General features: G+C 61.2%; 17 protein-coding genes and 1 tRNA gene. 7 read left to right on the top strand and 11 right to left on the bottom strand.

Going from position 1 to position 20,444, the window contains the following annotated elements; all coding sequences use genetic code 11:
* Positions 1 to 7: 7 nt before the first annotated feature.
* Positions 8 to 439, bottom strand: coding sequence for a MarR family winged helix-turn-helix transcriptional regulator (locus MWL89_RS09520; protein ID WP_244385850.1), 432 nt, complete (start codon positions 437 to 439; stop codon positions 8 to 10).
* 137 nt (positions 440 to 576) lie between these two features.
* A complete protein-coding gene (locus MWL89_RS09515; RefSeq protein WP_244385849.1) occupies positions 577 to 948 on the bottom strand; it encodes a hypothetical protein in 372 nt (123 codons plus the stop codon).
* A gap of 305 nt (positions 949 to 1,253) precedes the next feature.
* Here MWL89_RS09515 and MWL89_RS09510 point away from each other — a divergent pair, with 305 nt between their 5' ends.
* Entirely contained in the window at positions 1,254 to 1,829 is a 576-nt protein-coding gene (locus MWL89_RS09510) for a DUF4230 domain-containing protein (protein ID WP_244385848.1), read from the top strand.
* 86 nt (positions 1,830 to 1,915) lie between these two features.
* Here MWL89_RS09510 and MWL89_RS09505 read toward each other — a convergent pair whose 3' ends face one another.
* Complete coding sequence (locus MWL89_RS09505; RefSeq protein ID WP_244385847.1) at positions 1,916 to 4,021, bottom strand: FtsX-like permease family protein; 2,106 nt, start codon at positions 4,019 to 4,021, stop codon at positions 1,916 to 1,918.
* On the bottom strand, positions 3,999 to 4,781 hold the full coding sequence (locus tag MWL89_RS09500; protein WP_102377907.1) for an ABC transporter ATP-binding protein: 783 nt from the start codon (positions 4,779 to 4,781) through the stop codon (positions 3,999 to 4,001). Before MWL89_RS09500 ends, MWL89_RS09505 begins: the two co-directional genes overlap by 23 nt.
* Before the next feature lie 174 nt (positions 4,782 to 4,955).
* Between MWL89_RS09500 and MWL89_RS09495 the strand changes: the two genes are divergently transcribed.
* Both MWL89_RS09495 and MWL89_RS09490 read left to right on the top strand, forming a co-directional pair.
* Positions 4,956 to 5,693 (top strand): response regulator transcription factor, encoded by a 738-nt coding sequence (locus MWL89_RS09495; RefSeq protein WP_244385846.1) that lies wholly within the window; start codon positions 4,956 to 4,958, stop codon positions 5,691 to 5,693.
* On the top strand, positions 5,690 to 7,090 hold the full coding sequence (locus MWL89_RS09490; RefSeq protein WP_102377909.1) for a sensor histidine kinase: 1,401 nt from the start codon (positions 5,690 to 5,692) through the stop codon (positions 7,088 to 7,090). The genes MWL89_RS09495 and MWL89_RS09490 overlap by 4 nt, the downstream gene beginning before the upstream one ends.
* An 80-nt stretch (positions 7,091 to 7,170) precedes the next feature.
* Here the strand turns inward: MWL89_RS09490 and sstT are convergent, their stop codons facing one another.
* Positions 7,171 to 8,436 carry a serine/threonine transporter SstT gene (gene sstT, locus MWL89_RS09485; protein ID WP_244385845.1) on the bottom strand — a complete coding sequence of 422 codons (1,266 nt, stop codon included), beginning with the start codon at positions 8,434 to 8,436 and terminating at the stop codon, positions 7,171 to 7,173.
* A 258-nt stretch (positions 8,437 to 8,694) separates the two neighbouring features.
* Here sstT and MWL89_RS09480 point away from each other — a divergent pair, with 258 nt between their 5' ends.
* From MWL89_RS09480 to MWL89_RS09465, 4 genes are all read left to right on the top strand, one after another.
* Entirely contained in the window at positions 8,695 to 9,585 is an 891-nt protein-coding gene (locus MWL89_RS09480) for a DUF5104 domain-containing protein (RefSeq protein ID WP_244385844.1), read from the top strand.
* A gap of 231 nt (positions 9,586 to 9,816) precedes the next feature.
* Positions 9,817 to 9,901, top strand: a tRNA-Leu gene (locus tag MWL89_RS09475).
* Positions 9,902 to 10,606: 705 nt separating this feature from the next.
* Entirely contained in the window at positions 10,607 to 12,379 is a 1,773-nt protein-coding gene (locus tag MWL89_RS09470) for an oleate hydratase (protein ID WP_244385843.1), read from the top strand.
* A 264-nt stretch (positions 12,380 to 12,643) separates the two neighbouring features.
* Positions 12,644 to 12,991: a guanylate cyclase gene (locus MWL89_RS09465; RefSeq protein WP_102379505.1), complete on the top strand. Its 348-nt coding sequence runs from the start codon at positions 12,644 to 12,646 to the stop codon at positions 12,989 to 12,991.
* Positions 12,992 to 13,104: 113 nt separating this feature from the next.
* Here MWL89_RS09465 and MWL89_RS09460 read toward each other — a convergent pair whose 3' ends face one another.
* The 6 genes from MWL89_RS09460 to MWL89_RS09435 all read right to left on the bottom strand — a co-directional run bounded on the left by MWL89_RS09460 (position 13,105) and on the right by MWL89_RS09435 (position 20,324).
* A complete protein-coding gene (locus tag MWL89_RS09460) occupies positions 13,105 to 14,361 on the bottom strand; it encodes an aminotransferase class V-fold PLP-dependent enzyme (RefSeq protein WP_244385842.1) in 1,257 nt (418 codons plus the stop codon).
* Between the two features lie 58 nt (positions 14,362 to 14,419).
* Positions 14,420 to 14,857: a hypothetical protein gene (locus MWL89_RS09455; RefSeq protein WP_146040589.1), complete on the bottom strand. Its 438-nt coding sequence runs from the start codon at positions 14,855 to 14,857 to the stop codon at positions 14,420 to 14,422.
* A gap of 6 nt (positions 14,858 to 14,863) precedes the next feature.
* Complete coding sequence (locus MWL89_RS09450) at positions 14,864 to 16,936, bottom strand: aldehyde ferredoxin oxidoreductase N-terminal domain-containing protein (RefSeq protein ID WP_244385841.1); 2,073 nt, start codon at positions 16,934 to 16,936, stop codon at positions 14,864 to 14,866.
* Between the two features lie 21 nt (positions 16,937 to 16,957).
* A complete protein-coding gene (locus MWL89_RS09445; protein ID WP_244385840.1) occupies positions 16,958 to 17,746 on the bottom strand; it encodes a 4Fe-4S dicluster domain-containing protein in 789 nt (262 codons plus the stop codon).
* Entirely contained in the window at positions 17,739 to 18,584 is an 846-nt protein-coding gene (locus tag MWL89_RS09440) for a cytochrome b/b6 domain-containing protein (protein ID WP_102377916.1), read from the bottom strand. The genes MWL89_RS09445 and MWL89_RS09440 overlap by 8 nt, the downstream gene beginning before the upstream one ends.
* 456 nt (positions 18,585 to 19,040) lie before the next feature.
* Complete coding sequence (locus tag MWL89_RS09435) at positions 19,041 to 20,324, bottom strand: Fic family protein (protein ID WP_146040590.1); 1,284 nt, start codon at positions 20,322 to 20,324, stop codon at positions 19,041 to 19,043.
* Between the last annotated feature and the right edge of the window lie 120 nt (positions 20,325 to 20,444).

Here is a 20,444-nt window from a genome sequence, read left to right as displayed (position 1 = left end):
CTGCCGTCTACAGCTCGAAGGTCATGATGTAGCCGTCTTCCTCGAGAATGGCGTCGACCACGCGGACGAATGCTGTCATGTCCTCTTCCGGAATTGCCTCGGCGTAACGCGCCTGGACGCCGTCGAGGTGCTTCTTCACTCGGCTGGTGAGTTCTCTTCCCTCGTCGGTGAGCACGATGCGAAGGCGCCGCCCGTCGTTGGGATCCTGCTGGGCGAGCGTGCAGCCGTGATCCTCGAGGAGCGAGACGAGCACTCTGACGTTTTGATAGGAGCACCGCAGGCGATCGGCGAACTCTCCCAATGTCGGCGGGTTCTCGTATGTGGCAAGCGCTGCCATCATCATAAGCTGCCGTCCCGTATAGGGTCCTATCGCGGCGCGGTTTTCGTCCTCGACGCGCTCATGGAGGCGCTCGAGGCTGTCGATGAAATCTTCGACCATGTATCCACCTTCCCCCGAAGATGGCTCATTGTACCCATAATTAGTATGATATTACTAAAATGTTTGAAATCGGTTACCTGTTCGGCTGGATCCGGGCGACGTTCATGCGGGATCCGCGCACTTTCCCGTCTCGAGCTTTACAGCCATTTTTTACTGGCTCGGCGCTTCCGTGGCTTTTTCGGTTCTCGGAAATCGAGCTCGATCTGGTCGCCGCACAGCTCGTCCTTCTTCTTTTTGAGCTTTACCTCATCGATGACCCAGCTCACGGCATCCTTGCCGAACAATTCGAGCATTCTTATTCGGGCATCGTGGGCGTTCTTCTTCGAAGAAGCGCGGTGCTCGCTCTCGAATTCGAAATACCCTTTGGTGGGAGATTCGGTGACGGGGGAGGTGTAGTGCGCGACGTAGGTTTGGACGCCCGGCTCCTCGGGAGGCGTTGCGACCGGTGCGGTCTTGCCTCCGATATCGTCGGGTTCGAGATCGAACAGCGTGTCGATCGTTTCGTCCATCCCAATCCTCTCTTCGCGTTGCCGTGTAGGGGTATTGTACCAGCAACTCAAGCACAGCCGAACGGTCTCCGTAAAGCCTCCGCGTGCGGGTTTCAGCGGGATGCACCCGCTTCGGCAAGACGGGCTGCGATGCCACTGGCGGCGTTCGGTTCCGGGTTCGTGCACGGGATGCTCGCTGCACGTTATATGGGGGTGATCCGGTGACGGTTTGGCATCCATTGGTTGAGGGGGATCACTGAGCGCGAAACACATGGTATGGTATGCATGAGAAAACGCATGTCAAAGCGAGAGAAAGATACAACAGCATGAAGAAGATTCTTATCGGCATCGGGGCCGTTGCCTTGGTGGTGCTCGGGTTTGTGGGTTCGCAGGTATGGAACAAGGCTATGGAGCCGAGCGTTTCGCTTTCGGCTACTTCGATACAGGAGCAGCTGACCGAGACGAGCGAGCTCGCCACCGCCAAACTCGAATATCGGGGTCTCGTGCGCTACGAGAACGGCGATATAGACTTCCTGACGAAAAAGGGATTCACGATGGTCTACGACGCGGAAGTGAAGGCGGGCGTCGATCTGTCCCAGGCTTCCGTCGACGTCAACGGCCGTTCGATCACGGTACAGCTCCCGATGGCGGAGGTGCAGAGCATTTCGATCGATCCCGACTCCATCGAGTTCTACGATGAATCGTTCGCGCTTTTCAACTGGGAGAACAAACAGGATACGACCGAGGCGCTCGTTCTTGCGAAAGACGATGCCGAAGGCAAGGTCGATCAGATCAGCATGATCGAGCAGGCGAACGGCCAGGCGAAAACGGTTGTCGAATCGCTGCTCGCTCCCTTTACCCAAGGGGATAATGCCTATACGCTGACCGTCGTGCAGCAGTAACCCTTCGTCCGAGCGCGCATCCGCGCTTGGCGGTCTCCCGCCCGGCGCAATCGGTGCGCCGGGCGGGCGGGAGCATGGCTGCAGCGCTATGCCGATCGGGCAAGCTGCTTTGCACTCAGGTAGGTGAGCAGGAAATACGCGCCGTACACGACGAGGAACGAGGCTGCGCACACGATGGCCATCTGTCCGATATCGAGGTGCCCGAACACCGCAACGACGTCGGTTACTACGATAAGCGCGCAGACCGAGTGGGCGATGGCAAGCACGAGCGGGAAGGCAAAGTAGATGGCTATCTGCGCAAAGAGCGCTCGGCTGATCATCGGTTCGGGGGTACCGAGCTTGCAGAGCAGGCTGTAGCGACGGGCGTTGTCGCTCGCTTCGGAGAGCTGCTGGATCGCGAGGATGGCCGCGCATGCCATGACGAGCACGAAGCCGATGTAGACGGCGAGGTAGGCGATGATGGTCGAGAGGCCGACGCTTTGCTCGAGCACCATAGTGCGCGTGAGGGAAACCGTGATGGGCCAGGTGTCGGGCTCGGTTGTGTTTTCGATCGCGCCGCAGAGGTCGCCGAATTGCTGCTCGGCGTCAACCGATGCGCAGCGCACGTCGAGCAGCGAGTACATGCGCTCGACGGTTTCGGGCATCGCTTCGTCGGGGATCACGAGCGCACCGGTGTTCATGGGTGCCGATGTCGTTTCGAGGCACTGATCCGAGAATTGCGTCAGCACGAGCGATTCGCCTCCGATGGTGAGCGAAGGCCGCTTTTCGACGAGGTCGCGGTAGTAGTCGGCGAGCATGTCCGAGTCGGCGATGACGGCGCACGTTTTGTCGTCGAGCGATATGGGGTCTTTGCCGGCGAGTTGGAGGGCGTCGTTGACTTGCGAGAGGGAAAGCAGGTAGACCGGATAGATGCCGTAGTTCTCGCTGACGACTCCGCCCGCGTAGTCCTTGATCGTTTTGCCGAGCGCTTCGTCGAGGTCTCCCATCGTGAGGTTGCCCGCGGTGTCCACCATGAAGTCGAGCTGCACCGATTCGCTTACCAGCTCATCGTAGGGCTTACCTCCGAGCGTGGCGGCGCTTTCGCGCAAGCCTTGGGCCATATCGTAGTCTTTCGATGCCGCAAAAGCGCCGAATTCGCCAAGATCAGCGGGTACGTATCCCGTTTCGGCGTTGTAGTTTCCGAAAACCGTCCGCACCGAGGCGTCGTATCCCGTGGTCTTCTCGATGCCCGCCATCAGCGTATTGCAGATGCCAATGCCGCCGCATACGCTCGTGATGGCGAGAAACAGCGTGATGCAGACGACCGACATGGAGAGAAACGCCGTGTTGATTTTGCTGTTGAGTTGGCGCAGGGTGAACATGTTGAGCCCTCGCAGGTAGAGCGGGCGAGCGAGTTGCACGAGGCGAAGGAGAAATCCTGATAGCGAGTAGAAGAACAGCACCGTGCCAACGCAGACGAGCACGGTGGCCGCGGCGAACTCGGGCGACGGTTCGAGCAGCCCGTTGTCGACGAGGAGCATGTAGGATATTCCGATGATGATGCAGGACACGATAAAGAGCACAAGCGAGAGCGGGAGGCTGCGCAGCTTCATCACCTCGTTTTTACTGTCGGCGTGCATGAGGTCGATGAGCTTCGATTTCATGATCGTGCGTGAATTGGCGAGCGCGGCAACGAGGAAGATGGCGGCGAACACGGCGACCGTCTTGATCGCGGCCCCGGTTGAGAAGCCGAACGTGAATCCGGGCACTTCGGTGGCGAACAGGGCTGCGGTCAGATACAGGAGCGCCTGCGAAAACAGGATGCCGAGCAAAAGGCCTCCCGCGAGCGACACTGCGCCAACGATGAGCGTTTCAAGCGCGGTGATCCTGATCACGTCGGATTGCCGCATGCCCAGGCACAGGTACATGCCGAATTCCTTCTTCCTGCGCCTGATGAGGAATCGGTCCGCGTATATGACGAGAAACGCGAGGATCACGATGATGAACACCGACACGCCGTTGATGACGATGCCCAAGAGCTCCATCATCTTGTTTGCGGTGCCGAGAAACTCGATCGCCTCCTGATCGGTGATAGAGTTGAATGCGTAGAACACGGCAACCCCGAGCAGGATCGTGATGAAGTAGACGCCGAAATCGCGGAGGGATTTACGGACGTTGCCGAACGCGAGCTTAGCATGCATCGGCCCGATCACCCCCGATCCTCGAAGTGATTGCCACGATCTCGCCGAAGAACGCCGTACGGTCTTTGTGCCCGCGCTGAAGCTGGCCCCAGAGCTTCCCGTCCTTGATGAAGACGATGCGTCCGCAGTAACTTGCCGTAACCGGATCGTGCGTAACCATGAGCAAGGTTGCACCGAGGCTGTTGAGCAGGTCGAACGAATCGAGGAGTTGGGCTGCCGATTTGGAATCGAGCGCCCCTGTGGGCTCGTCGGCGAGGATGAGGCTTGGATGACCGACGGTTGCCCGAGCTGCGGCGACGCGCTGTTTTTGGCCGCCCGAGAGCTGATAGGGATACTTGCCGAGCGTATCGGAGATCGAAAGCTGTTCGGCTACGGCGCGAACCCTGCTGTCGATTTCGCCGGCTGCAACCTTCTTTATGGTGAGGGCGAGCGCGATGTTCTCGAAGGCCGTAAGCGTATCGAGCAGGTTCGAATCCTGGAACACGAACCCGAGCCTGTCGCGTCGGAACGTCGAAAGTTCTTTGGCGTTGAGTTTCGTTACATCCTGCCCGTCGATCGAGATGCGTCCCGCCGTGGGGGTGTCGATGGTGGCGATGCAGTTGAGCAACGTGCTCTTGCCCGAGCCCGACGGACCCATGATTCCCACGTACTCGCCCGCTTCGACGAGGAAGCTCACATCGTCGAGGGCGAGTGTCGAGGATCCCTCCCTCTTCGCGTTCGTTCCGTATCGCTTGGAGATGTTGCTGACTTCCAGTAACCCGTGGTGCGCCATATGCGTTCCCTTCTTCGATCGCCTGAGATGATCCAGACGTTGCTGTTGACCTCTCAAGCCTATCGATCGTGCTTTACGGCGCCCTTCGCGCTTCCTTACATCTTCCTTACTTCGTTTACCGACGCTGCCGCGCGGGCCGTCGGCATGGTTTAATACGTACGGAGGCTGGTGCATATGAACAACGAAGAGGCATACCTTTCGCGCAAGCGCATCGTGCTCGTCGATGACGAGCCCGGATTGCTGCGCATGCTTGAAACGATCCTCACCCAGGCGGGGTTTCAAAACGTGCTTGCGTTCGGCGGCCCCCGGGAGGTGCTCGCGTACTGCGAGGGCGAGCGCGGCCAGGCCGAGCCTGCGCACCTGTTCGTGCTCGACGTCATGATGCCCGGGATGGACGGCTTTGCACTGCTGTCGAACCTCCGCCAAATCGGCTGCTACGCGAAAACGCCCGCGATGTTTCTTACCGCGAAAGACGAGCCGAACGATCGGCTTTCGGGACTCGGCCTCGGAGCCGACGACTACATTCCCAAGCCGTTTCTGCCCCAGGAGCTTATTCTGCGCATCAAGGCGGTTCTCAGGCGCTGCTACGCCGACGAGAATCCGATGCTCGTTCTGGCCGCGTGCCGCGTCGACCTCTCGAATGCGGAGGTTTTGCGCGACGACGGGACAACCGCGATGCTGACGGCTAAAGAGCATGAGATATTAAGCGTGCTCGCACGCAATGCGGGCAGGATCGTTACGATCGACGCCATATGCGATGCATGCTGGGGTACGGCGTTCGGCTACGAGAACTCGCTCATGGCGCATATTCGCCGCCTGCGCGAAAAAATCGAATCCGATCCCTCTGCCCCCGTTGCGCTCGTGACGGTCAAGGGGCTCGGCTACAAGCTCATCGAGGGCGGGTCGTCGTGAAAGACTTCCCCAAGTTCTTTTCGAAGCAGCTGCTCGCGTTCGCCGCGCTTGCCTTTCTGATCGTGATCATCGATCTCGTACTCTACGTCGTGATCGCCGTGTACGAGTCCGACACGAACTTCGCAGAGCCCTCGAACATCGTGAAAACCGTTTCGGCCGATTTGGCGATCGAGGACGACGGGGACGGTTACGCCTTCGACACCGAGGCGGCGCGCCTGCTCGACGAAAATGACGCATGGGCGCTGCTGCTCGACGAGAGCGGAAGCGTCGTATGGAAGTACAAGCCGCCCGACGAGGTGGTCAAGCAGTACTCGGTCAACGATATCGCCCTGTTCTCCCACTACGGCTACATCGAAGACCGGCCCATATTCATATGGTCTCGCGATGACGGGCTGCTGGTCGTCGGCTTCCCCGAAACGAGCTACGCGATGTACTCTGCGATGGGGTTTCCCCGCGAAGCGATGAGCCGCGTGCCGATGTACGTCCTGCTGGTCCTGACGGCCGATCTGATCATCTTCTTCGCAGCCTACATGCTGTCGAAGCGCCGCACGGTGAAGAGCATCGCTCCGCTCACCGAAGCGCTCGAGGGGCTTTCGTCCGGGCAGGCGGTGCGGGTGAGCCTGGGCGGCGATTTGCGCGAAGTGGGGGAACGCATCAACGAGACGTCGGAGATCATCAGGAAGAAAGACAACGCGCGTGACAGTTGGATCAGGGGCATTTCGCATGATATTCGCACGCCCTTGTCGATGATCACCGGGTATGCCGACGGGATAGCGAAAGACGAGAGCGCACCTGTTCGCGTACGCGACGACGCCGCGATCATTCGCGCCCAAGGGATGAGGATCAAGGATCTCGTCATCGACCTGAATGCGGCCTCTCAGCTCGAATACGACATGCAACCCTTGAATGTCGAGGAGGTTCGCGTTGCGGGTTTGCTGCGCGAGATCGTCGCCGATTACCTCAACGGCGGTTTGCCCGAGAAGTACGATCTCGGCCTTACGGTCGATGGGGCGGCCCAGGACCTGGTGCTGGTGGGCGATTCCCGCCTCGTGAGGCGCGCGGTGCAGAATCTCGTGCAGAACGCCATGGGCCATAATCCGCAAGGCTGTGCGATCGAGGTCGGTCTGCACGCGAAGAGGGACGGGTCGGCCGAGTACTGCTCGATCACGGTATCCGATACGGGGCGGGGTATGCCGACGAACGATCTCGTGCTGCTCCAAAGCAGGATTCTCCAGTCGGCGGCGAGTTCGTCAACCGATCGATCGCCGGAGCCGCACGGCCTCGGCCTCGTGCTGGTCGAGAAGATCGTGCGGGCTCACGGCGGCGTCATGCAGTTGACGAGCGAGGCGGGCGCGGGGTTTTCGGCGAAGCTGTACCTTCCCATGCGCCATGCGTGAGCGCAGGGAAAGGACCCGGCAGCATTCGCCTTCGCGGTGCTGCCGGGCCCTCGTTCGGTTCCGTATGCGTACGATCCGACCTAGTCGAACGCCTTCGTCTCTTCGGCGGGATCGGATTGGTCGGTGAAGGCGCCGGCAATGTAGCTCTTGCCTTCCTTGTTCCAGGTGCGGTATTCGGCCGTTGCGGTGAACAGCACGTCGGAAGACGAGTTGAGCGCCGTTTCGCAGGAATCTTGGATCACGCCGATGATGAAGCCGATGGCGACGACCTGCATGGCGATGTCGTTGCCGATGCCGAAAAGCGAGCAGGCGAGCGGGATGAGCAGAAGCGATCCGCCGGCAACGCCCGAGGCGCCGCAAGCCGATACGGCGGCAAGCACGCACAGGATGACGGCGGTCGGCAGATCGACGGCGATGTCGAGCGTGTTGGCTGCGGCCATAGTCATGACGGCGATGGTCACGGCGGCGCCGGCCATGTTGATGGTCGCGCCGAGCGGGATCGATACGGAGTAGTTGTCCTTGTCGAGGCCGAGCTTGCGGCAAAGCTCCATGTTCACGGGTATGTTCGCCGCAGAGCTGCGCGTGAAGAACGCCGTGATGCCGCTGTCTTTCAGGCAGCGCAGAACAAGCGGGTAGGGGTTCTTTCGGATGCCGAGGAACACGATGAGCGGATTGGTGACGAGCGCGATGAAGATCATGCAGCCGACGAGCACGAGCAAAAGCTGACCGTATTCGGTGAATATCTCGAGGCCGCTTGTCGATACCGACGTATACACGAGTCCGAGGATGCCGAAGGGGGCGAAGCCGATGACCCAGCGGACGACCTGCGATACGGCGTCGGAGATGCTCGTGAATACACCCTTCGTGCTTTCGCTGGCGATGCGCAGGGCGATGCCGAGCACGGCTGCCCAGGCGAGGATGCCGACGTAATTGGCGCTCATGAGCGCGTTCACGGGATTGTCGACCACGTTCATGATGACGGTGGTGAGCACTTCGCCGATGCCGCTCGGAGACGATTGGTCGACCGCCTCGGTGAGCGTGAGCGTGAGCGGGAACAGGAAGCTCGCGGCAACGGCTACGAGCGCGGCAACGAGCGTGCTGATGACGTAGAGGACGACGACGGTTTTCATGGAGCCGTCCGAGCGCGCATTGGCAAGCGCGCTGATGACGAGGAAGAATACGAGGATGGGCGCGACCGCTTTGAGGGCTGAGACGAACAGCGATCCGAGCAGCGTGATGAGCTCGATTCCCGGGAAGAACACGCCGAGCGCAGCGCCGATGACGAGGCCGACGACGATACGCTTGATCAAGCTGATGTCGTTGTATTTTCTCAATAGTTCTTTCACGAACGCAACCCCTGTCTCTCGGGAACATATGCCATGCGGCTTGCAACCGCCCAGATGGCGGCGGCAACCGAATCATCATAGCAGAACGCTGGGGAAAGGGCGCATCTGTTCGGTAAGTGATGCCCTAACGTTCCTTTAGCCGCCTGCTTGCGTTTTTCGCCTCGCTCGATGCATCCGATCGGTCTATAGTGGACAGTGCTTTATCCGATCGGCGAAACGCGCTCAACAAGCGCGTACGGGACCTCAGGTGAAACGAATATGAAACGGTTCGTGCGGTTTTGGATGGTCGGCGCTCTTGCGGCGCTCTGCCTTGCTTGCTGTAGTTGCGGACTTGCGGAAGATCTGCTCGGGCGGGGTGCAGGCGAGGGCTATGTGAGCGAGGAGGAGCGTTTGTTCAACGAAGCCGTCGACGGCTTTTTCGCCGCGGTGGATGCACGCGATGCGGCGGCGATTCGAGCGGCTTTCGCTCCGAACGTGCGAGATTCGCATGTCGATCTCGACCGGCAGATAGAGGAGCTCTTCGAGGCCTATCCCGACCCGACCGACGTATGCAAGCGCGATGGCGGTACGGTGGCGGGCTCGTACTCGACCGACCACGGCGTGAAGACCGCAGAGGTGAGTTCGGGCTTTCCCGTAGTATCGGGGGAACGCTCCTATTGGTGTTTTTTCGAGCTCGTCTACCGAAACGATGCCGACGAGGGCGATGTGGGAATAAAGAACGTTACGTTGTACTCTGCCGAATATCGCTGCGCGGCAATGCTCGACGATGAGCGCGCGAGGGCGGCGGAAGCGTCGGGGGAGCAGGGCATACAGGTTTTTACCGACATTTCCCTCGATTACGAGGTACGCTTCATCGGGGGATATCCTGAAAAGTTCGTGTCGATCGACCGCGTGCTCACCGAAGACGAGGCGGCCGGATTCTTTGAAACGTCGCGCAGCTACTCGGCCTTCGTCGAGCGGTTCGGCGAGCCGAATTCCGAAAGCGGCTCGGGCGTATCGTTCGCGTTCGAGCTTCCGGCAGAGCAGGGCGAGCCGCGTTACCTCGACCTCGTCGTCGATGACCGCACCGACGAGATCGTAAGCGCTTACGTGCAGAACGATCTGGACGTGGTGGCGGTCTCGACGCTCTGGAGCGCGATGGATTCGTAGACGATCGAGCGTTTGCAGCTGTGGGTGCTCGAAGGCGCAAGCGAGGTCTTTGGATGTTGCGCGCGGGTCTTCGGGTGCGGGCGGCAGCGGGCTGCGGCGGGGTTGCCGTTGCGAAGGCCCTCGGGCGGGGGCGTTTTGACGTTCGGATGTTCTCTTGGGAAACGCGCTTATGATTTGGTATCATATCGTGTTGCTGCGAGACGCCTGTTCGAAGCAGCACATCGCTCACGTGCGGGCGTGGCGGAATTGGCAGACGCGCCAGATTTAGGTTCTGGTACCGAAAGGTGTGAAGGTTCAAGTCCTTTCGCCCGCACCATACGCGATTTGCTGCGATTCGCGGATGGCGCTAGAGCATGGTGATCGCATGGGCGCGTGCGTGGTTTTGGCTGACCTGCGCCGAGGCCTAGGGGAAACGTCTCCGCGAGCCTTTTCCGAATGCTGCTCCCATATGTTGCGTTCGAGGACCTCGCAATGCCTTGAAGCGCACTGTTTTTCCCGTTGTACTGCGCTCGGGGCGCATGGATGCTCCCATGGAGATTGCCGGCTGTTTCTCCCTCATTCGTAGCGCCTGATCACCGACTTGTCTCTGATGGAACCCTTGTTGCGGATGCCGCTTTAGGGCATCGATCCGTCCATAACGGCCTCCAAACGCAACACATCGGGGAAAACATGCGTTTCGATGCCCGCTCACCCAGCATCAAGCTGAAACAGGCAAGGCGTGCGGAACGGAGGTTGTCTGCGCGGCGGCGTCGCTGGTCGATGCGTCACGATGGGCGAGGGCGGCCGATGCCACGATGCGCCTTCGGCGGCACTGCTTCCGATGGTTACGCGCTCCTTTCGGCTCGACTTCCTTTCCGTCACGGTTCGGCGCTCGGCACCGTTGCGGGAATACGATGGCTCGGTACGAGAACGGGCAGCGAGGCTCAAGCCGCATATGGCAAGCTGCACGAGGCAAGCTGCACAAGACCGACCGCCAACAGCCGCACCGATACGCTGCGACCGCAGGAAAGGAAGCATCGTTATGAGACACACGAACGGAAACTACGAAGCATTTGCTCGTCCGAGAAAACCCGAAGGAGCAGACGAGAAGAGCGCCTATATCGTGGGCGGGGGATTGGCGGGACTCGCCGCCGCCGTGTTCCTGATCCGCGACGGCTATATGAAAGGCGATCGCATCCACGTACTCGAGGAGCTCGAGGTGCCGGGCGGCTCTTTAGACGGTAAAGCCGTGGCCCCCGACAGCTTCGTCACCCGCGGCGGGCGCGAGATGGAGAATCATTTCGAATGCCTGTGGGACCTGTTCCGCTCGATTCCGTCTTTGGAAGTCGAGGATGCATCGGTGCTCGACGAGTTCTACTGGCTCGACCACGACGATCCGAACTCGTCCAACTGCCGCATCATCTGCAACCGCGGCGAGCGCGCCGAAGACGACGGGGATTTCACGCTGTCTAAGAAGGCCCAGAAAGAACTCGTCAAGCTCTGGATGGCCTCGGAGGACACGCTTGAGGGCAAACGCATCGAAGACGTGTTCGGCGACGAGTTCTTCGAATCGAACTTCTGGCTGTACTGGTGCTCGATGTTCGCGTTCGAACGCTGGCACTCGGCGATCGAGATGCGCCGCTACATCATGCGCTTCATTCACCACATCAAAGGGCTCCCCGATTTCACTGCGCTCAAGTTCACGCGGTACAACCAGTACGAATCCCTCGTGAAGCCCCTTGTTTCGTTTTTGGAGGACAAGGGCGTTCGTTTCGAGTACGGTATCCGGGTCACGGATATCCCGATCGATTTCACGGGCGGAAACAAGGTGGCCCGCAAGCTGCTCACCGAGAAAGACGGCAAGGCCGCCGAGATCGAGTTGACTGAAAACGATCTGGTATTCGTGACGAACGGCTCCATCACCGAAAGCTCCACGCAGGGCGCCCACGACAAGCCCGCTCCCATCACCCATGATCTGGGCGGCAGCTGGACCCTGTGGAAGAACCTCGCCAAACAGTCGCTCGAATTCGGCAACCCCGATGCGTTCTGCGATAACCTGCCCCAGGAAAGCTGGTTCGTCTCGGCGACGGCTACCTGGCAAAACGGGGAGATCGACCCGTATATCGAGCGGTTGACGCACCGGGAGCTGCGCACCGGCAAGATCGTGACGGGCGGCATCATCACCGTAAAGGATTCCAACTGGCTCATGAGCTTCACCATCCATCGTCAGCCCCACTTCAAGGAGCAGGGCGGCGAGCAGACGGTCATGTGGGTGTACGGCCTGCTTTCCAACGTGCCGGGCAACTACGTGAAGAAGCCCATCGAGGAATGCACCGGCGAGGAGATCGCGCAAGAGCTGCTGTTCCATCTAGGCGTGCCCGACGACAAGATCGATGCCATGGCCCACGGGTCGTGCACGGTCGTTCCCGTGTACATGCCCTTCATCACCTCGTACTTCATGCTGCGATCTCCGGGCGACCGTCCCCTCGTCGTGCCGAAGGGCTCCAAGAACCTCGCGTTCATCGGCAACTTCGCCGAGACCGAGCGCGATACGGTGTTCACGACCGAGTATTCGGTTCGCACGGCCATGGAGGCGGTGTATCAGCTCTTGGACATCGAGCGCGGCGTTCCCGAGACGTTCGCCTCGGCCTACGATCTGCGTGCCATCGCCAACTCGATCTACTATCTGTCCGATCGCAAGAAGCTCGTCGATATGGATCTGCCGTTCGTCGAGCAGAAGATCGTGGACGGATTCGTGCGGAAAACCGAAGGCACCTACATCGGCGACCTGCTCAAGGGGAGCCATTTGGTGTAGGTTGTTCGAGCCGTTGCCGCAACCTGTGCATTCGCCTGCGCGGGTTACGTACGTCTTGCGGGGCTGGCGGGCGTCGGCCCGTCGGCTCCGCTTCGCGGTTGGGCCGAGAGCGCTTCCGCGCAGCATTGCACTTTCTGGATTCCGTTGCGCTTGCTTTGATTTTCGGATCCGTGACGAAACCGAAATCGCGGGACCGTCGTGATATCATGGACTGATCAAGCTGACCGCAGGCCGAATATGGCCGTGAAGACGCAAGGAGGCGCCGTGATCGCTCGACTGTACCGCATCATACCGTTGGTCATCGTGCTCGCCATCATTGCGCTTGCGGTCTATTTCGTGGTTTCGTACCGGTCTTCACCCAACCGGGCCAAGGAAGTCCTCATCAAATCCTTCACGTGGCTGACGGGTATCCTCTCGGGCTTCTTCGCGCTTGCGAGCTTGTACGCACTCCTCGAACGGAATTATTTCGCACTCGATATCATGGCGAGCTTCCTTGCGGTAACGCTTATCGCTCTCGGCATCGTGCTCGTCTGCAAAGCGGTTTTTCTCAAGCATCATCCGCAGTACCGAAAAAAGCCGATGAAGACGGAAAAGAAGCGTCGGCTGAGGTAGCTCGCGCCGCCTGTGCGCCGCCGAGCGAAACGCCCGGCGTTCGGCGTTCGCCCCGTCGATGCTGCGCGCGTGCGCGCCGATTGGTCCGTTCGCCCCGCGTGGCATGAAGACCCTTACGGAAACACCGACATGATGCGCCTGCTGATGGTGCGCCGCGCGCCTTCGACCGTATCGAGGAACCGATCGATCTCGTCAGGCGTGTTGTAGAAGCACGGGCTTACCCTGCACGACTGTTCGACCCCCAACCTGCGATGCAAGGGCTGCGCGCAGTGCGACCCCGATCTGACGGCGATGTTTCGACTGTCGAGCACGAGGGCCACGTCCTGCGGGTGCGCGCCGACCACGCCGAACGCGACGACGCCGCTTCGGTCGAGCGTGGGATAGGGGTTGCCGTAGATGCGCAGCGAATCGATCGCCCGCATGCCGTCGATCAGACGGTTGGCGAGATCCCGCTCGATCGATTCGATCTCGTCGAAGCCGATCCGGGTCAGGTAATCGATGGCGGCAGCGAGCCCGATCGCGCCGGCGACGTTGGGGGTTCCCGCTTCGAAGCGCTTCGGCCCAGCCTCGAACGTCGAATGCCGCTCGTGCACCGCATCGATCATCTCGCCGCCGAACATGTACGGGGGCATCGATTCGAGCAGATCGGTTCTCGCATAGAGCACGCCGATCCCCATGGGCGCATACATCTTGTGTCCCGAGAACGCGGCGAAATCGACGCCGAGCCGCTTCATGTCGAGGGGTCGATGCCCTGCGCTCTGCGCGCAATCGAGCATGACGACGGCCCCCATATCGTGGGCTCGGGATACGATCCTCTCGATGGGGAAGATCGTTCCGAGCACGTTCGACACATGCGCGATCGCGACGATCTTGGTCGCGGGCCCGATCTTTTCCTCCATCTCGTTATCGCGCAGTCTTCCGTTCTTGTCGGGGTGCAAAAAGACGAGCTTCGCCCCGGTTTTTTCGCAGACGTGCTGCCAGACGACGAGATTGCTGTGATGCTCCGAGATGGGAAGGGCGATCTCGTCGCCTGGCCTCAGGCGTTCGAGGGCGAAGCAGTGCGCGACGAGGTTGATCGCCTCGGTCGTATTGCGCGTGAAAACGATCTCGTCCGCCTTCGCTCCGATAAAATCGGCGACGATGGCGCGCGATCCCTCGTAAAGCCGTGTGGAGGCAACGCTTGTCCGGTATACGCCGCGGTACGGGTTGGCGTTGCAATCGCGATAATACCCCTCGACCGCCTCGAGGACGGTCGAGGGCTTGTGCGTAGTGGCCGCGTTGTCAAGGTAAGCGAGCGGCGGAAGGGAGTATCCGAGTTCGCCTTCCAAGGCGCGGAGCGCGGGGAAATCCTTGTAGTAGCAAGAGCTCATCCTTCTCACCTATCCTTATCGGGCCACACGGGGTTGGTTCGCATCGGTGCCGTCCGGCTTACTGCTCGCCGCTCGCCTCGACGAGGTCTCTCAGCTGCGCATAGCGCATCTCGATCAGGTGCCCGAGCTTCTGCACCTTGCCGAAGTACGCCTCCTCCTGCGCGGTGTCGCGCGCGATCGCGTCGGCGAGAGACGGGTCACCCAGGCTGTTTCTCACCCAGGCAACGAGCTTGTCGACATCGAACCAGCTGATGGAGCCCTTGCCGCCCGTGGAAAGTCCCATGCCGGCGGTTCCGAACCGAAGAAACTGAGCGGCTTCCTTCAGGCTGTAGATGTAGATGTCGCGGTTGCCTGCAGCGGGGTTCATCTCGATGCCGATGAAGTGCTCGCCCCAATCGAGCTCGCGCAGGATGTAGCGGGCTTCGTCGGCATCTGCGGGCGGGAACGAATAGAGATCGACCACTTCGTCGGGCATTGTCAGAGTGCCGTCTGCCATGGCTCATCATCCTTTCTGCAGTGCGCCTGCCGCCTCGAGGGAGTCGGCGACGTATCCGAGGTCGTACGATTCGAGCGCCGCGCGGGTGGGGCAGCCGGTGGACACGTCCCATCCCTCGTGCTCGTAGAAGCGGTCTTTCACGGTTTCGAAGCGGTCGCGGTCGAGCACACGGTCCATGCAAGTGCCGTACGTCCACCTTCCGTCCTCGAAGACCGGCAGCGGATAGGGCGCGCTCGTCGGCAGCGAGTACACGAACTCGGCGAACACCTCCTGGTCGCGATGGCGCCCCTGCATGTGCCAGATGGCACGGTCGAGCAGGTAGATCTTCTTGCCCATCTCGAGGCTCTCTTCGAACGTGATGTCGATGCCGGTTACCGCCTTGTACATGCGCGGCTCGAAATCGGGGGTGGCGGGGGTGGGGTCGCCCGTCGGCGAGGCGTATTCGATGAGGTGGGGCCACAGCCAGTCGCACATGCCCATCGACTGCACCCAGAAGCGCCCGTAGTGCCTCATCCAGGCGACCTTCTCGATCGTGGCGTCGGAGTAGATGCCCTCTTCGCTGTAGTCGAAGCACATCGGATCGTCGAGCGTCGTCGAGGCGGCGAGGCGGTTGACCATCTCCTCGGCGGAGATGAGCGGCTCTTCGCCGACCATGCTGCAGATCATCGGCATCCAGTGCACGTGCCAGTTGAGCCCGTGCTCGTTGACGTCGCGCTCGCTCATGATGCTCGCGTAGCTCCACTCCACCTCGAGGCGCGGGTCGTAGTGGTAGAAGTAGCCCCATTGCGGGTACTGGAAGGTGCCGTTGGCGCTGTCCTCTTCCCAGCGGCCCCACTTCTTGACGGCCCGCATCGATCCTTCGGCCAGATCGGCGCCGATATCCTCGCGGTAGGCGATCGCCTTGATGAACGCCTCGGCGAACTCCCAGCTTCCGAACTTGTCGAAGGGGAGGTTCGATTCGATCTCTTTGCCCGGTCCCATGACGCCCATCTTGTAGAGGTTGCGGCAGTAGGAGATGATGCTCGTCTCGAAACCGTTCATGCCGAGCTTGTTCTGCAGGTCTGCGGCGCGCACCTGGTCTTTCAGGTTGTCGGCCGACATGTAGAACAGCGAAGCCGCGCACATGATGCCGTTACCCACGCCGTCGTCGAAGTTATGACGGCAGTTGCGGAAGCACCCTTGGCATCCGTAGGGGCGCGAGATCATGTCGCGCGCGTTCCAGTAGATGCCGTTGAAGCCGGGGTGTCTCGTGATGAAGCCGTAGACGGCGGCGTCGGGGTTGGGTGTTTCGAGTACCGGGTCGTCGACGTTGTAGGCGAATTTCTGCTGAAACTCGATGCGCAGATCGATGAGCGCCGCCGGGTCGGCAACGGAAACGCTTCCCGTACCGAGGAAGCTCACAGCCTTGAGGTTCTTCGAGCCCCAGACGGCTCCGAGCCCGCTCTGCCCGGCGTGGTGTCCCGCATCGTGGGTGATGGTCGCCGTGCGCCCGAGGTTCTCGCCGGTGGGGCCGATGCACATGACGGCGGGCTTCTGGGTGGTGCGCCCCCCGTCGCGCGTCGTACCGACCGTGTACCATTCGCCGTCGGGCGTTCCCTTCGTCACGTAGTCCCAGATGGTCTCCTGGGTTTGAGCGGTGTCGAGGCCCCAGAGGTCGTCGGCGTTGTGGAACTCGACCTCGTCGTTGACGATGTTGATCCACGTCTTCTCGGGAGCCTTGCCCTTGATGACGTAGGCGTCGTATCCGGCGGCCTTGATCATGCCGGCGATCCTGCCGCCCATGCTGGAGCGCGTGAACCACTCGGGGTCTGCGAACGATCCGATGCCCTGGATCTCGACGCGCGCCGATGCCGAGGGAACCGGCGTACCCGAAAAGGGGTTGGCGCACACGGTGACCACATTGCCTTCGTCGAAGGGGCCGACGGTCTTGTCTTCGCAATAGTCCCAGAACAGCGCCGATCCCATACCGTGGCCGCCGCCCCATTGCTGGTACGGCTCTGAGTCGATGGTCTCAGCCGTCTGGTTGGTCAAATCTATGATGAGGATCTTTCCGACGAATCCTCCGGTTGCTTGCGACATAGGTTTCCTCCTTGCGGTCGGTTATTCTTCTTCGGCAGCGTCGGCGGGTTGCGGCGGTACCACCGATGCGGTTGGAACCGAAACGTCGGGCCGCACGCGGCCCGCATCGTCGATGGGGAAGCCGATGATCGCCCAGTGCTCGTTGCGCAGGTTGACGTCGTATCCCTCGTCGCTTTGGCGCGGGATGGTGCGGGTGAACGATATCGCCCGCATGGGGCAGACCTCGACGCAGGCCTGCTTCCCGCCCGGACCGCCTTCCTGGTCCCAGTACGGCGTGTTGAGGCAGAGATCGCATTTCTGCGCGCATTTATCCTCGTAGTTCCATTGCACACGGGAGGGTGTGAACGGGCAGGCTTCGATGCAGCGCTCGCAGCCGATGCACTTGCCCTCGGCGACGAGCCGCACGCCCGTCTCGGGGTCGGCGTGCATGGCGCCGGTGGGGCATGCGTCGACGCAGGAAGGGTACGGGCACTGGCGGCACTGGTTCTGCTGCACGTCGAGCGGGAAGCAGCCGAGCGGGTTTTTGGTGAGCTGCAGGCGCGAGAGGTTCACGTTCGTGCGGCCGCTGTGCGCGAGCGAACAGGCGAGCATGCACGTCTCGCAGGCGCCGCACTTCTTGGTGTCGACGAGCAGGTAGCCCCCCGATGCCTCGACCGCGTATACTTCGTCGCCTACGAGGAAGGCCGAAACCCCGGCTCCCGCGAGTATCGCGCCGATGCCGATCCCCCCGATTGCTGCAACGAAATCGCGGCGCGTTACGGTTTTGGCCGCTGCCCGCCCATCGGCGGGGTTCGAGTTCTTCTCAGACATGTTCCAAACCATCCTTTCGTCCTTGTGCGGCCAGCGGCGCGTTTGCTTCGCCCGCTTCGCCGGTCATGTCGGTTGCGGTTTCGACCGCGCCTTTCTCCTCAAGCTCTTCGATCCAAGCGGAATGCTCGTGCTTCGCATGTTCGAGCGGCACGTAGCCGGTGAACATCGATTTCAGCGTCTTCCACGACACCGGCAGAACGGCGCCGAAGAACACGTGCGCGAGGAAGAACAGCAGCATCAGCGCCGCGGAGATATCGTGTACCCAGGTCATGGCGTTCATGAAGCCCTCCGGGAGGGCGAGCGCGTGGGCGAGCACCTTGAACAGTCCGCTTACGAGCACGGCTACCGTCGCTACGATGGCGAGGATGAACGCCATGCGCTCGCTTTCGAAGTACTTGGCCTCTTTGGGATAGGTGCACGATCTGACGCCGAGCAGGCTGCCGTAGTGGTTCAGCGTGTAGGTGATGGCGTTCTTGGTGGGCATGTGCTCGCCGAATCGCCATCGGGAGATGATCGTATTGCCGAGCCAGTAAAACGTGCCGAACAGAAAGAACAACGCGAACACGAAGTGCACGTTGAACCATGTGGCGGTCGCATCGTTTCCCGTGACGAACGAGGGGGTGAATCTCGTTCCGAGTATGATGCCCGACACGAGCAAGAGCGCCGTGCCGACCGCGTGGGTCCAATGCGACACGCGTGCGGGGCCGTCGTGCCTGAGTACCCGATTTCCGCGGATGACCGGATCTTGGCGCTTGCTCAAACCCGCTGCCAACAACCCCAGAAACGGAGCCGCGAATACGAGCCAGGTGAATTGGTCGAACAAAAGCGTTTCTTGCATCCCTGCTCCTCTCGTCTGCTAGAACATGGGCAAAAGTATAGAAATGGCAGGCCGAAGCCCCAACGTGGCAGAAATGAACGGAAAGCGCGGCGGCGGGATGCGGTTTTCGGGTGTCCACCTGTTCATAATGAACAGCAAGCGCCTGCATCGATGGCGAGCGGCGGAAGGTGGCCGGCGGACGCGCGCTGTAAAGTCGCGAAGCAGGGCAGAATGCAGCGTGAAGCGGTGCCGCAGGGCGATTCCCGCACATCGTTTCGCGCGCCCTGCTCGGCCATCGGCCTGATTCGGGGTATCGGGGGCGCGCTTTGCCGGCAAGCAAGCGCCGTTCACCGCCGAAACGAAGCCGATGAATACGCAAGCGGATCAATGGGGATAAAGGTTGCTGCGAAGGTGAAGGCACGCAGACTGCCGCGAAGGCGAAAGCGCGCGAGCGGACGCGCCTGCTCGGCGGTAAGGTTACAGGTTGCGGGAAAGGTCCTCGATGCGGCTGTCGGCCACGAAGACGAAGGCCTTGCCGCGCTGCTCGGCGCGCAGGTAGCCGGCGTCGGCCAGCTCGACGAGATCCCTTCGGGCCGTCGCGTACGAGATGCGGTTCTTCTCTTGGTGGTAGCGGATATGGAATTCCGCAAGCGGCGTGCGCAGCGCACGCGCCAAAATGGAACGTTGGCGGTGGTTGAAGCGCGGGTCGGTCGAAAGCATGCTCCGCGCCGCCCTGTCGCGATGGGCGATGCCCGAGATGCGGCTCTCTATCTTGTCGAGTTCGAGGGCGATGCACTCCGCCGATAGCGTGTGGTGCACGGTGAGGTCGCAGCAGCTCCGCCTCCGCGTGCTTTCGTATTCGGCGGGGCCGCAGAGCGTGAACTCGTCGAGGGTGCCTTCCGTCCAGCGGCGTTTCGCCTCCGAGATGGGGGCGATGGCGAGGACGGGCAGGTTGTTTTTGAGGTAGAACAGCTTCGAAGCCAAGGAGGCGACGTGGGTGCTCGCAATGCCGAACGGCCGATGGTAGCGAAGCGCATCGGCAACGAGGTTGCCGCGTAGCACCGAGAGATCCTCGCCGTCATCGTCTTCGCGTTCGGCATAGGAGACGATGCGCTGAAGCTGCTGCCGGACGAGCGCCCAAGCATCTTCGTCGACGGGGCGATCGCCGTAGCGTGTCGAGAGGCTGCGGATGTCCTCGGCCTCGATTCCCTCGATCAATCGGCGGTGGAGCTCGAACAGCAGCGATTCCGAAAAAGGCTCGCCCGCAAGCGACGGCAGGTCGGCGTCGATGGCGACGGCGTTCGCGACGATCCGCTCGGCGGGCTGCTCGGGCGGCGTGCCCAGCCTGACGTGCATCTCGAGATGATCTCGGTCGACGGGGATCCCCGCGAGCCTCGAAGCTGCCACCGCTTCGGTAAGCCGCAGCTCGAAGGAGAACGTGCGGTCGGCATGATCGAGCAGCGCCTCGTAAAGGGGGGAATCCTTCGAGCTTCTTCGGGATATCTCTTCGACCAGGTCGCTTAACTCGTGCGTCCTGCGGTACCACAGGAGGTTCTGCTCTTCGTCGGGGAACAGGTGCACGCCGATGCACGAGCCGATGCTGCCGAGCATGTCCCAAACCGAAAGCGGGCTCATATTCGGGGGTAGGGGATGCTGGAGAAACGTATCCCACGTCATGGCCTCGCGCAGGGAAAGGCGAAGCAGCGCGCGGAAACTTCGATCATGGATGATCTCGGTCAATGTCGGTGTGCGCTCGTCCACTGTTCCCCCTGAACGGCGGCTCGGGCCGCCTCGTCCGCGTCGAGGATGCAACCGATGCCGCAGGGCGTTTCGCGGGCATCGTCAAAGTAGCAAATTACTATAGATGAAGCCGCCGCGCCG

This window comes from Raoultibacter timonensis (genome assembly GCF_022845715.1).
GTDB lineage: Bacteria > Actinomycetota > Coriobacteriia > Coriobacteriales > Eggerthellaceae > Raoultibacter > Raoultibacter timonensis.
Note: the sequence above shows the minus strand (reverse complement) of the source record. Positions and strands in the feature narration are given on the sequence as shown.

Coding starts and splice junctions, on each gene's coding strand:
- MWL89_RS09520 (WP_244385850.1), bottom strand. CDS start 439: ATGGTCGAAGATTTCATCGACAGCCTCGAGCGCCTCCATGAGCGCGTC.
- MWL89_RS09515 (WP_244385849.1), bottom strand. CDS start 948: ATGGACGAAACGATCGACACGCTGTTCGATCTCGAACCCGACGATATC.
- MWL89_RS09510 (WP_244385848.1), top strand. CDS start 1,254: ATGAAGAAGATTCTTATCGGCATCGGGGCCGTTGCCTTGGTGGTGCTC.
- MWL89_RS09500 (WP_102377907.1), bottom strand. CDS start 4,781: ATGGCGCACCACGGGTTACTGGAAGTCAGCAACATCTCCAAGCGATAC.
- MWL89_RS09495 (WP_244385846.1), top strand. CDS start 4,956: ATGAACAACGAAGAGGCATACCTTTCGCGCAAGCGCATCGTGCTCGTC.
- MWL89_RS09480 (WP_244385844.1), top strand. CDS start 8,695: ATGAAACGGTTCGTGCGGTTTTGGATGGTCGGCGCTCTTGCGGCGCTC.
- MWL89_RS09470 (WP_244385843.1), top strand. CDS start 10,607: ATGAGACACACGAACGGAAACTACGAAGCATTTGCTCGTCCGAGAAAA.
- MWL89_RS09460 (WP_244385842.1), bottom strand. CDS start 14,361: ATGAGCTCTTGCTACTACAAGGATTTCCCCGCGCTCCGCGCCTTGGAA.
- MWL89_RS09455 (WP_146040589.1), bottom strand. CDS start 14,857: ATGGCAGACGGCACTCTGACAATGCCCGACGAAGTGGTCGATCTCTAT.
- MWL89_RS09450 (WP_244385841.1), bottom strand. CDS start 16,936: ATGTCGCAAGCAACCGGAGGATTCGTCGGAAAGATCCTCATCATAGAT.
- MWL89_RS09445 (WP_244385840.1), bottom strand. CDS start 17,746: ATGTCTGAGAAGAACTCGAACCCCGCCGATGGGCGGGCAGCGGCCAAA.
- MWL89_RS09440 (WP_102377916.1), bottom strand. CDS start 18,584: ATGCAAGAAACGCTTTTGTTCGACCAATTCACCTGGCTCGTATTCGCG.